Source organism: Spirosoma sp. KUDC1026, assembly GCF_013375035.1.
Lineage (GTDB): Bacteria > Bacteroidota > Bacteroidia > Cytophagales > Spirosomataceae > Spirosoma.
Genome location: NZ_CP056032.1, coordinates 3758335 through 3770594, shown reverse-complemented (window position 1 = coordinate 3770594; position 12260 = coordinate 3758335). Strand labels below are relative to the sequence as shown.

The 12260-nt window shown below is 56.0% G+C and carries 11 protein-coding genes; 10 read left to right on the top strand and 1 reads right to left on the bottom strand.

Annotation, left to right across the window (positions count from 1 at the left end; all coding sequences use genetic code 11):
- The first annotated feature begins 302 nt into the window (after positions 1-302).
- From HU175_RS15805 to HU175_RS15780, 6 genes are all read left to right on the top strand, one after another.
- Positions 303-1445: a methionine aminotransferase gene (locus HU175_RS15805; protein WP_317167748.1), complete on the top strand. Its 1143-nt coding sequence runs from the start codon at positions 303-305 to the stop codon at positions 1443-1445.
- A gap of 53 nt (positions 1446-1498) precedes the next feature.
- The gene (locus tag HU175_RS15800; RefSeq protein WP_176567510.1) at positions 1499-3181 is read left to right on the top strand and encodes a M28 family metallopeptidase; all 1683 of its coding nucleotides are present in this window, start codon (positions 1499-1501) and stop codon (positions 3179-3181) included.
- 115 nt (positions 3182-3296) lie between these two features.
- Positions 3297-3599, top strand: a complete 303-nt coding sequence (locus tag HU175_RS15795) for a hypothetical protein (protein ID WP_176567509.1) — start codon at positions 3297-3299, stop codon at positions 3597-3599.
- A gap of 199 nt (positions 3600-3798) precedes the next feature.
- The gene (locus tag HU175_RS15790) at positions 3799-6039 is read left to right on the top strand and encodes an ATP-binding protein (RefSeq protein WP_176567508.1); all 2241 of its coding nucleotides are present in this window, start codon (positions 3799-3801) and stop codon (positions 6037-6039) included.
- Between the two features lie 7 nt (positions 6040-6046).
- Entirely contained in the window at positions 6047-6478 is a 432-nt protein-coding gene (locus tag HU175_RS15785) for a response regulator (protein ID WP_176567507.1), read from the top strand.
- Complete coding sequence (locus tag HU175_RS15780) at positions 6475-7059, top strand: biliverdin-producing heme oxygenase (protein WP_176567506.1); 585 nt, start codon at positions 6475-6477, stop codon at positions 7057-7059. The genes HU175_RS15785 and HU175_RS15780 overlap by 4 nt, the downstream gene beginning before the upstream one ends.
- Positions 7060-7061: 2 nt before the next feature.
- Here HU175_RS15780 and HU175_RS15775 read toward each other — a convergent pair whose 3' ends face one another.
- On the bottom strand, positions 7062-8729 hold the full coding sequence (locus tag HU175_RS15775) for a sensor histidine kinase (RefSeq protein ID WP_176567505.1): 1668 nt from the start codon (positions 8727-8729) through the stop codon (positions 7062-7064).
- Between the two features lie 200 nt (positions 8730-8929).
- Here HU175_RS15775 and HU175_RS15770 point away from each other — a divergent pair, with 200 nt between their 5' ends.
- Genes HU175_RS15770 through HU175_RS15755 form a run of 4 tightly spaced genes read left to right on the top strand, consistent with a single transcriptional unit; the run spans position 8930 to position 12120 of the window.
- Entirely contained in the window at positions 8930-9169 is a 240-nt protein-coding gene (locus HU175_RS15770) for a 4a-hydroxytetrahydrobiopterin dehydratase (RefSeq protein ID WP_176567504.1), read from the top strand.
- 55 nt (positions 9170-9224) lie between these two features.
- Positions 9225-9944 (top strand): 16S rRNA (cytidine(1402)-2'-O)-methyltransferase, encoded by a 720-nt coding sequence (gene rsmI, locus HU175_RS15765; RefSeq protein ID WP_176567503.1) that lies wholly within the window; start codon positions 9225-9227, stop codon positions 9942-9944.
- Entirely contained in the window at positions 9925-11139 is a 1215-nt protein-coding gene (locus tag HU175_RS15760; protein WP_176567502.1) for a DUF4105 domain-containing protein, read from the top strand. Before rsmI ends, HU175_RS15760 begins: the two co-directional genes overlap by 20 nt.
- Positions 11140-11187: 48 nt before the next feature.
- On the top strand, positions 11188-12120 hold the full coding sequence (locus HU175_RS15755) for a D-2-hydroxyacid dehydrogenase (RefSeq protein WP_176567501.1): 933 nt from the start codon (positions 11188-11190) through the stop codon (positions 12118-12120).
- The last annotated feature ends 140 nt before the right edge of the window (positions 12121-12260 follow it).

The window sequence follows — 12260 nt, the reverse complement described above, 5'->3', positions numbered from 1 at the left end:
TATTGGAGCAGAGGAGGCTAAAGCACTTGACGTAGCTGGTGCCCCAGCGGTCGCTAGCGTGTCGCGGGTCTGACCGAAAGAGACAGTTGGTGCACTGATCAGACGCCAACAGGTCAGGAAACAAAAAAAAAGCTTCATTAGGCGTTGGGATGAATTGAACGGATAGGATGAAGTGCTAATAAAAGGCTTATTAACCAGAAAACAACTCATCGCGTACGGAGCGTGACGGCGGGAAAAGCAACTAGATTGGGCGCCGGGGAATATATTTGCAGCCCGTACTGATTTTATCCGACCCGTTGCTCATGTTCCTGCCGTCCAAACTCCCGAACGTTGGTACTACCATTTTTACCGTCATGTCGGCGCTGGCGGCCGAAACGGGGGCGATTAATCTCTCGCAGGGCTTTCCCGGTTTCGACTGCTCGCCCGAACTGGTGGCGCTGGTGGACCAGTATATGCGCCAGGGATTCAATCAGTACGCACCCATGACCGGCGTACCAGCCCTGCGGGAAGCCCTGGCCCGAAAAACGGAAGCTCTGTATAACGTTCGTTTTGATCCGAATACGGAGATAACCGTTACGTCCGGCGCCACCGAAGCGATCTTCGCGGCCATTACGGCAGTGGTGCGGCCCGGCGACGAAGTAATTGTGTTTGAACCGGCGTACGACAGCTATGTACCCGCCATCGAACTGAACGGTGGGATTCCCGTGTACGTCACGCTGACCCCGCCCGATTACGCGGTCGACTGGGCGCAGGTGCGCCAACGGATTACCGATCGCACCCGGCTGATTCTGGTTAATACCCCCCATAACCCTACGGGCCGCGTCTGGACGGCTGATGATCTGACGCAACTGGCCGAACTGGTACGCGACAAGGCTATCTGGATCGTCAGCGACGAGGTGTACGAGCATATCTATTTCGATGAGCACATGCACCGCTCCCTGATGATGCATCCGGTTCTGCGCGAGCGCACGTTCGTGATCGGTTCGTTTGGGAAAACGTATCACATTACGGGCTGGAAAATTGGCTACTGCCTGGCTCCAGCCGCCCTGACATCCGAGTTTCGGAAAATACACCAGTACCTGACGTTCAGTACCGTAACACCCATGCAGTACGCGCTGGCCGATTACCTGAGCGAGCCCGAGCACTACCAGCAACTGGCGGGTTTTTACCAGCGCAAGCGGAATCTGTTTCTGGCCGGGTTGCAGGGGACACGGTTTGAGTTTCTGCCGTCGGAGGGGAGTTTCTTTCAGAACCTGTCGTATGCCGCCATCACCGACGAGCCGGACCAGGTACTGGCCGTTCGCCTGACCCGCGAAATTGGTGTAGCGTCCATTCCGGTTTCGGTATTTTATCACCAGAAAAACGACTTTAAAATTTTGCGTTTTTGTTTCGCTAAAAACGACGATCTCCTGCAGGAAGCCGCCCACCGGCTCAGTACGTTATAAAACTGAGAATTTTGGACAGGATTACAGCCGAGCAAACGCGTAACTTTACCAGTATGGCTATTCATCAGCAACGTTTGATAACTTACTTCTTTTCGCTGGCTCTGCTTGCTTTGGGAAAGACTGCTGTCCTCGGGCAGACCGCCACTATCCCCGCCGAAGCGCAGCAGGCAACCAGTACGGTACGTCCGAAGGCCATCGAAGCACACATGCGTTATCTGTCCGATGACAAGTTAGAAGGCCGGAAACCCGGTACGCACGGTTACGAACTGGCGGCTCAGTACGTTGAGGGTGAGCTGAAAAAGATGGGCTACAAACCGGCGGGGGAGAGGGGAACCTACCGGCAGAGCGTACCACTCCGCAGCGGGCAGGTCGATGCAAGGGCCAGTTCGGTGGTGCTCATTCGGGATGGGAAGGAACTGCATTTAAACTACGGCAAAAATTACATTCTTAACCCCAATTTCGACCAGCCCCGAAGTGAGGTATCAGCCCCTATTGTCTTTGTTGGCTACGGTATTTCAGCGCCGGAACTGGGGTACGATGATTACGCCCAGATCGACGTCAACGGCAAGATTGTCGCGTATTTCAACGGCGCCCCCACCGTATTCCCGTCGAACCAACGGGCGTACTACGGCTCGGCTAAAGCCGAAATTGCGGCTGCTCACGGGGCGGTCGGTGTTATCTCGTTCAGTCTGCCGACCGACGTTCGCGCCCGGGTTGAGGCCGCGGCCCCCCGCGCCCGGCAGGCTACGTACCGCTGGGTCGACCGCCTGGGAAAGGCGCAGCGTACGTTTCCGCAGATTCAGGCCACGGTGCTGCTGAGTGATTCAACCGCCCGGTCGCTGTTTGCGGGAACGGCCAAATCGTTCGACGAAGCCGTGGCTGTTGCGCACCGCAGTTACCCCCAGGCGTTTCCGCTGAACGCATCCATCCGGGTAAAGACGCAGACGAGCCTGAACGACGACTTGGTGGGGCAGAACGTGATCGGGCTGCTGCCCGGCAGCGATCCGGTATTGAAAAATGAATACGTCGTGTACGTATCGCACCTGGATCACCTGGGCATCGGTCCACCCGTAAAAGGTGATTCGATCTACAATGGTGCGCACGACAACGCGTCGGGTGTAGCCATCAATCTGGAAACGGCCCGGCTGTTTGCCTCGCTGCCCAAAGCCCCCCGGCGATCGATTCTCTTCGTAGGCGTAACGGGGGAGGAAATGGGGCTGCTCGGGTCTGATTACTTTGCCAGCAATCCTACCGTTCCCGCCGAGAAGCTTGTGGCCAACCTCTGTCTGGATATGCCATTTTTTTTCCACCCGCTGCTCGACATTGTGCCTTATGGGGTAGAGCATTCGAGCATGGCGCAGGCGGTTCGGTCGGCGGCCGGTTTTCTGGGTGTAAACGTCGCACCCGATCCGATGCCTGCCCAGGCCGTTTTCATGCGGAGTGATCACTTCAGCTTTGTGCGGCAGGGGATTCCAGCTATCTACATCAAAAGCGGGTCCGAAACCGGCGACCCGAAGATCGACGGCCTAAAAGAAAACCTGGACTGGCGCGCCAATATCTACCATTCTCCGCAGGACGACATGAACCAGCCGTTCGACTGGAACGCGGCTGCCAAACACGTACAGCTACAGTTTCTGATCGGCTACCTGACGGCGCAGGCCGACGAACGACCCATCTGGAACGAGGGTGATTTCTTCGGCAACCGGTTCGGTCGCCCGGCAACGCCCAAGCCCTGATTGACGGCGGGGAGGACAGAATCGTGCTTTCGGCGAAATGGGTTAAACCGTTCCGTTGATACGCTGGTTTAGGTAAATAGCTCACAAACCCGTGGGCTGTTTTGACTCAACGATTATGCGCTCGCTATTCTTTTCCCTTGTCCTGCTGTCGGCAACGGCTACCTGTTACGGTCAGATGGATTCCGTAACCCGCGTCAAAGGCGAATCGCCCCGTACGGCCCAGCAGCCGGTTATGATTCCCGGTATCGACTCGCCAACGTCGGCCCCCGGTACGCTCATGCAGTCGCCCCCAAATCCGAATGCGGCCGCGCCGGTAAAGGACGACAAAAAACGTCGGCGGACGAATCCGCCATCAAACCCACGTGCGTTTGGGGTAGCGGTGCCGTTGGGTAAACCCAAGCGGGATACGCTACGGTAAGAAAATACCCATCGGTTCGGCCAGCGCCTGACAGGATGTTAGCGTTCTGTCAGGCACGGAAGCAGGGCTCGTACCCGTTATAAATACGTATATTGCCAGACGGTATAATTTTCATTTTTTAATCTCCTCGGTGCCTATACCCGGGCTCACGACCAACTGTCTTAGTCTGGCCTTGTAACTGGCTGTTAATGACCAATTAATGAACACTCGTCAAGTCGATTTGATTTCCTGCGAACGGGAACCCATTCATATTCTAGGACACGTTCAGTCGCACGGATACCTGATAGCGATACAGCCGGGCAGCTACACAATTGTCCACGCCAGCGAAAATATCGCCGATCTGACCGGGGTCGAAGCCAGTCAATTGCTGGGGAAGCCCATTCAAATAGTACTGGAACAGACGAATGCGGGAACTGATTCGCTGGTTGAACTCCTGAACGTAGGCAGTCGGCATAATACCTGGGATACGATGAATCCGTATCGGCAGATTATCGGCAACCGAACCTGGAACCTGATCATTCACCAGCACAACGGCCTGATTCTGCTCGAATGGGAACCCAGTGGTGATCAAACCGACGAACTGACCAATCAGCAACTGGTGGCGCAGGCGCTGACGGAAGTACAGTCGAGCCGAACCCTGACCGATCTGCTGCAGAACACCGCTCAGCGGGTTAAAACCATTATTGGATTCGACCGCGTGATGGTGTACCGGTTCGGTGCCGACTGGCACGGTAAGGTTATCGCCGAAGCGCTTGAACCGCACCTAGAGCCATTTCTGGGCCTTCATTACCCGGCCTCGGATATTCCGAAGCAGGCGCGGGAGTTGTATAAAGTGAACCTGGTTCGGCTGATTGCCGACGCCGAAAGTCAGCCGTCACCGATTGTATCGCTGCCGGACTGGCCTGCCGATAAGCCGCTGGATTTAACCCACTCGGTACTGCGGGCGGTATCGCCGGTCCACATCGAATACCTCCACAACATGGGGGTTCAGGCGTCTATGAGTATCTCGCTTCTGTACCGGGGTGAACTCTGGGGGCTGATCTCGTGCCATCACTATAGCCCCCGTTTCGTAAGTTTTCCCGCCCGGCAGACGGCCAAGTTTGTCAGTCAGCTGCTGTCGGCAGCCTTGGAATTCAGAAAGGACGAAGAAGACCAGACCTTTCGCCTGCAGAGCCTGCAGAACGGGCAGGCCCTGCATGAGCAGCTGCTGGAAGACGGCGACGTAGTACGCGCCCTGCTGAAACACCCGACCACGGCTCTGGACGTAACAAAGGCGGGTGGCGTAGCGGTGCTGTTCAATGGACAGTTTCATCAACTGGGCCAGACGCCCGATGAATCTGCTACGCGGGCGCTGACCGAGTGGCTGCGTTCTACGAATGCTGAAACGTTTTTTCAGACGGACCGGCTCCCCTCGCTTTATTCGGCCGCTACATCCTTCCGGGACGTGGGCGCGGGCCTGCTGGCTATTGCTCTCTCGCCGGACCTGGACGAGTACGTACTCTGGTTCAAGCCCGAGCAGGTGCAGGAAGTGACCTGGGCAGGGAATCCGGAAAAAGCTGTTACGGTAACCGACGACGGACAACACCGGCTGAGTCCCCGCAAAAGCTTTGCTGCTTGGACGGAGACCGTACGTAATACGTCGACCCCCTGGAGCGAGGCCGAAGTATCAACCGTTGTCAAACTGCGCGAAGACATCCTGCAGGTAGTTACGCGGCAGGCCAACGAAATACGCCTGCTGAACCAGCGCCTGCAGGCTGCGTATGAAGAACTGGATGCGTTCAGTTATACTGTCTCGCACGATCTGCGAACCCCCCTGTCGTCGATCCGGTGTTATTCCGAGATTCTGGTTGAGGAATACGGCGCTGACTTCAACGAAGATGCGCAGTTGCTGTTCAAGAAAATCATCGACTCGACCGATCGGATGCGTTCGCTGATCCGGCATATTCTGTATTACTCACGCATGGGCCGCACGGAACTGAATCAGCAGGCCGTTGATATACAGACGATGCTGGAAGGCATACGGGAAGAGTTTCTGGTAGCCGAGAAAGGCCGGCAACTGACGATCGACATCAAAGATACGCCCGCTCTGAGTGGTGACCCCGTTATGATCGGTCAGCTGTTTACCAATCTGATTGGCAATGCCGTTAAATACACCCGATTAAACCCTACCGCTCATATTGAGGTTAAAGGATACCAGGCTAACGGCGAAATCGTTTATTCCATCGTTGATAATGGCATTGGCTTTGATATGAAGCATTCCGGTAAGATATTCGATCTGTTCAAACGGCTGGAAAACGCCCGGCAATTTGAAGGATCTGGTGTTGGGATGGCCATCGTAAAACGAATTGTGAACCGACACGAAGGGAAAATCTGGTTCCACAGTGAGCCGGGGCGGGGTACCTCCTTTTTTGTTGCTTTTGCGGACCCAACCGCGCAGTAAGTCCCTTATGACAGACGTTCTATATGTAGAAGATGATCCGAACGACGCCGATATTTTCAGTCGGCTCATGCGGAAACTGGACCGGTCGATTTCGTTCACCATTATTGATAATGGGTTTGAGGCCCTCGATTACCTGACGAGTCAGGGCAAATACCTGGATCAGACCAGACCTATGCCGAAGCTGGTGCTGATGGATCTGAATATGGAAGGCATCAGTGGCTTCGAGGTAATCCAGCAGGCCCGCCAGACCGAGTCGGCCCGGTTCCTGCCTATCGTGGCCTTCAGCACGTCAGATAGTCCAACCGATGTTCGGGCGGCCTACGAAGCTGGCATCAATGCGTACATCGTAAAACCTGGCGGCTATCAGGCAACGGCGTCCCTGCTGAGCCGGCTGTATGATTTCTGGCTGGATAACAACCTGTGCCTGGATTCCCGATGAGTACCTTACCCGAACGCCTAAAAGAGCAAACCCGGCCGCTGCACGAAGCCACCGAGCAACTACTGTACATCAACGAACTACGCAACGGTACGCTGTCGCCCGACGCGTATGTGCATCTGCTTCGTACGCACCTGGCCTTCCATCAGGCGCTGGAAGACGCCATGGCCCGGTTTCCTGACTTCGGTACCGAGTATAATCTGGAGGCCCGTCGAAAAGCGGACTGGCTCGTGGCCGATCTAACACGGTTGGAGCAGACAGTACCAACACCCATGCCGGAATTATTTGCCAATTGGTCGCCAGTGGAGCTGCTGGGGGCGGCTTACGTCAGCGAAGGGTCGATGCTGGGCGGGAAGTTCGTCTGGCAGATGCTGCAGCAGAATCCCGCCATTCTGTCTCTGCTGACCGATGCCCGTTTTTACCAGGGATACGGTAAAGATACCGGCCGGTTGTGGAAAGAGTTTCTGGTTTTTCTGCAGATGCGGGGTGAAAACCAGGCGGATACCGTCGTTGAGGCCGCCGAACGAGCCTTCCGGGCGTATCAAACCTGCTTTCAACGGACCATGCCCGTTTATACAACATAAGCTTACATCGGCAGAAATACTTTGAATGTAGCCCCTTCGCCCGGCTGACTGCTGACATCAATGGCTCCGCCGTGGCTTTCGGTTACCCGGTAACAGATGGCCAGTCCAATGCCCGTACCACCGTAGGCACTCCCGTCGTGCAGGCGCTGAAAGGGTGTGAAAATACGGTCTTTGTATTTTTCGTCGAAACCAAGCCCATTATCCGTAACCGTTATCAGCCAGAACCGACGATCTTCCTGTTCCGCCAGGCGCTCGGGCAGGTCCTGGGGGCGGGCCGGTCGGGCCTGAATGCCGATGACGGGCTGCTGTCCCGGTTTCTGGAACTTCAGCGCGTTAGCAACCAGGTTCTGAAAGAGTTGCCGCAGCCGAGAGTCATTACCCATAACCGTCGGTAAGGGCTCTACGTGGATACGAGCCTGCTTTTCGGCAATAACTATTTCCAGATCGCTTCGGACATCCGTCAGTACGTCGTTGAGCGATACCAGTTCAAACGGATCGCGATGGGTTGCCAGCCGGGAATAGACCAGCAGGTCTTTGATAAGCAGTTGCATACGCCCCGCCGACTTCTGAATTCGCCGGATCATGTCCCGTTCGCCGTCCGACAGGTTGTCTTCAAATTGATTCTGGAGAATATCGCTGAATGCCTGAATCCGGCGTAGCGGCTCCTGGAGGTCATGCGAAGCTACCTGCGCAAACTGCTGGAGGTTTTCGTTGCTTTGCCGCAGTTCAAAGTTATTGCGTTGAAGCTCTTCAGTCTGCTGCTGGATATAGTGTTCGGACTGCTTCCGGTCGGTGATGTTGAGGTACATGACCAGCAGACCATCGTCCTGCTTGACGGAGGAAACATCGTACCAGCGTATGGTATCGTCGGTACCGGTCTGAATTTCACTCCGGTGCAGTTCACCGCTCTCGACCGTATCGACATACTGCCTGAACAATAGAGTTTCCCGATATCCCGGCGATACCTCACTCAATAATCGTCCGATGAGCTGTTCTCTGGAAAACCCAAGATTGATGGCGCTTAAGTTGTTGACGAACTGAACATGAAAATCGATGATACGTCCCGATTCATCCCGAACCGATGTCAATCCTAAGGTGTTGATCGGCATTCCTTCCAGCACCTGGTTGAGCGCTTTGTTACTCTGGCGCGCCAGTGCTTCCTGCTCTTCCTTAGCGCGTAAGGCTTCCTGCAAAGCCAGCGTTCGCTCGTGAACACGCCGTTCCAGTTCTTCGCTGTGACGGTAGTTTTGGGTGATATCGATGACCGTTCCGATAAACTGATCTACCTGACCCGCATCGTTGAGAAACGCTCGACCGTTCGATCGGATCCAACGGACCTGGCCGTCGTCAAGACCGATCGTACGATACTCTACCTGAAATGGTTCGTGAATATTCTCCGGTTGCAGGGCGTTTTCAACCACCCGGTTAGTTTGGCTGCGGTCGTCGGGATGCAGCCCTTGCAAAAAGAGATCATACGTAATCGGTACAGGGGAATCAGGCCGCAGGCCGAACAGTTCTTTGCAACGGTCTGACCAGCTTAGCTCGTCCGTCAGGGGGTTGTAATCCCACGTGCCGATGCGAGCGGCCATGATGACCAGTTGAAGACGCTCGTCGGTATCCGTGCGGTAGTTGACGGCGGGAGCCTGGTATGCATTTAAAGGATCAGCCATGCAGGAAAACCGTTAAAAAATTACCGGGAAGCTATGCTCCGGGCAAACAACGGCAAGCTAATGTAACAGTTTCGTCCGCCAAATGGTCATTTTAGGGCCTTATCTTATCGACTGACCCGCCTGCTGGCACGGCCCGCCTAATCCGCCCGTTCGTATAAACACTTAGCGAGAGTCAGGGTTAATCACAGAAAAGCTCCGCTATGTGGCAGGAACAGGATAATCAGCTCACGCGCTCGTTCACGTTTTTAAACTTCAGTGAGGCATTCGCCTTTATGACGCGGGTAGCGCTGCTGGCCGAACAGCAGAATCATCATCCGTGGTGGTCGAACGTGTATAATCAGGTTACCATCCGGCTGTCGACCCACGACGCGGTTGGTGTGATTACCGATAAAGACTGGACGCTGGCGCGGGCCATTGATGCGCTTCTGCAAGCTGAGTAATACGGATTTGCGGGAAAAGGGTGGGGGAACCACGCGCTGACCGTTAACTTGCAGCATGAAATTGTTTCTCGTACCGACGCCCATCGGCAATCTCGACGACATCACCCTGCGCGCGATCAAGGTGCTGCAGCAGGCCGACGCCATCCTGGCTGAGGACACCCGCACGTCGGGCGTGCTGCTGCGTCACCTCACTATCAGCAAGCCGCTCCATAGTTACCATATTTTCAACGAGCACCAGACCGTACAGCGGCTGATCGATCAGCTCAAAAGCGGTAAAACGCTGGCGCTGGTCTCCGATGCGGGCACGCCCGGCATTTCGGATCCGGGTTTCCTGCTGGTGCGGGAGTGTATCAAACACGACATTCCGGTGGAGTGCCTGCCGGGTCCCACGGCTTTCGTGCCGGCGCTGGTCAACTCGGGACTGCCTAATGACCGCTTTACGTTCGAGGGATTCCTGCCCCACAAGAAAGGCCGTCAGACGCGTTTGGCTGAACTCGCCGGCGAAGAACGGACGATGGTCTTTTACGAATCGCCCCACCGTCTGCTAAAAACCCTGCAGCAATTTGCCGACCTTTTCGGTCCGGACCGGCCGGCCAGCGTGTCGCGCGAACTGACCAAAATGTTCGAAGAAACCCGGCGCGGCCCGTTGTCCGAACTAATTACGTACTTTGGCGAAAAAACAGTAAAGGGTGAAATCGTTGTCTGCGTTCAGGGAAAAGAAGTCAGTAAAGGAAAAAACAAACGGGCCTACGCCGATGAGGACGACGAGGAATAAACTAAAGATAGTCGGCTGGCTGCTGGCTATTCTGCTGCCTGTCGTGCCGGTATCGGCCCAGCGATTGTCGCCCTCAGCGCAGATGAGCCTCCTGACCGCGGGGCCGGGCGAGGATCTGTACTCGGTTTTCGGGCATACCGCCATCCGGGTCTATGATCCGGCGCAGAATATCGACCGTACCTACGGCTGGGGTGGCTTCCGCTTTTCCGAAAATAACTTCTACGTCAAGTTTCTGCGCGGCACCCTGCCCTATTACATCGATGCGTACGACATGTACCTGTTTGTGTACGCCTACCAGCAGGAAAACCGGACGTTGCGGGAGCAGGTGCTGAACCTGACACCCGCGCAGAAGGAGCGGCTGATGGCCGTACTGGAAACGAATATGCAGCCCGAAAACCGGACGTATCAGTACAAGTTCTTTTACGACAACTGCGCCACCCGGCCCCGCGACAAGATAGCAGAAGCCTGTGGCGACAGCCTGACGATACCGTCCCGGTCGGTGATGACCGGTAAATCATACCGCGACTGGATGAACCAGTACCTGGGTGAGAAAGCGTGGGCGCGGCTGGGCATGAACCTGGCCATCGGCCAACCCGCCGACGAGCAGACCGATGGCTGGCACGCCATGTACCTGCCCGATCAGGTACATGATCAACTGGCCAGCGCCAAACTCCGGCAGGCCAACGGCAGCATTGTTCCCCTGATGAGCAGTGACCGTACGCTGTTTGCCGGACAGCGTACGTTTCCGCAGGAACTGCCGGTTATTTTTGATCCCGAAGTTGTCTTTGCCCTGTTCGGCATAGCGGTGGCTTTCTTTACCATTCGTCGGTACCAGCGTGGTATCGTGGACCGGTGGCTCGACCGGCTGTTGTTCTGCTTTTCGGGCGTCTGCGGCTGGTTTTTGTTCCTGCTCTGGGTGGCTACCGATCACGGCGTAACGGCCTGGAACCCGACGCTGCTTTACCTGATGCCGCTGCATCTGCCGCTGGTCTACTGGGTAACGGGGAAAAGCACGACAGCCCGACGCCGGACGCTGTACTTTGGTGGAACGGCCGTGCTGATCATCCTGGGCATATTGTTATCCCACGTGCCGGGTGGTGTTGACGTCGTCTTTCCAATGACCCTGCTGGTACGTTGCATCGTTAATCTGCAACCGCTCCGAGCCGGCAGGCAATTTCCTGTACGGACCGCGTAATCGCCGGAGAGCCGCAACCAAATTGGTCGTTTTTGCGTAACTAGCGGTATGATCGTTTTTGTAAACACCAAGCTGGATGCTACGCTCAAAGCCCGGATTCAGCAGGCGATACCGCCCGATGCAACCCTACTGGTTAAACAGGATTTGCCGAACGACGAGCAGTTGGCGGCCTTTCGTACGGCGAACGTGCTGATGGGGAACCCCGACCCGGACTGGTTTCGTGAACCACTGCCCGAGCTCAACTTCTGGCAGCTGGACTCGGCGGGATTCGATAAGTACGCCCAGGTTCAGGTGGCGGCTGCCGTAGCCAACATGGGCGATTATTTTGCCTGGCCCTGCGCCGAAACAATGGTCGCCGGGGTTATGGCACTCTACCGCCGGATTCCCGAACTGGCCGTTGAACAGGATCGCAAGGTATGGGTAGGAGTGCCCGTCCGCAACCGGATGGGGCTGCTGCTGAAAAAGCGGGTGGTCATTCTCGGGACCGGGACCATTGGGCAGGCGGTGAAGCAGATGCTGACGGGGTTTTCCTGCGACACGAAAATGCTGGCCCGTACTGATCCGCGGGCTGACCTGCATTCCGTCGACGAACTAAAAGCAGTCCTGCCGGATACGGATATTGTCATTAACTGCCTGCCCGGCTCGGCCCGCGGGTTTTTCTCCGCCGAGCTGATCGCAGCCATGACACCGACGAGTATCTACGCCAACGTTGGCCGGGGAACCACCACCGACGAGCCGGCTCTGATTGCCGCTCTGCAGACGAAAAAACTGGGTGGGGCGGTGCTGGACGTAACGGCTGAAGAGCCCCTCCCGGCCGATAGCCCCCTCTGGTCGCTGCCAACCGTCCTGCTGACCCAGCACACGGGGGGCGGTCAACCCGACGAGGATGGCGGTAAAGTCGATCTGTTTCTTCGCAATCTCCAGCATTTCCAGGCGGGCGAACCGCTGGAGAACAGGGTGGATCTCACCAAAGGGTACTAGCCCGACCGGCTTTCACTAAACAAAACGGAATAGGCCTTTTTACGGTCAATAGGCCGGTTTTTAAACTTTTTTTTGTATATTTAAGGAGCCGATTGCCATCGGAATGGGTAAATAATCCCGCCAATTTTTAGTTGAAAAAG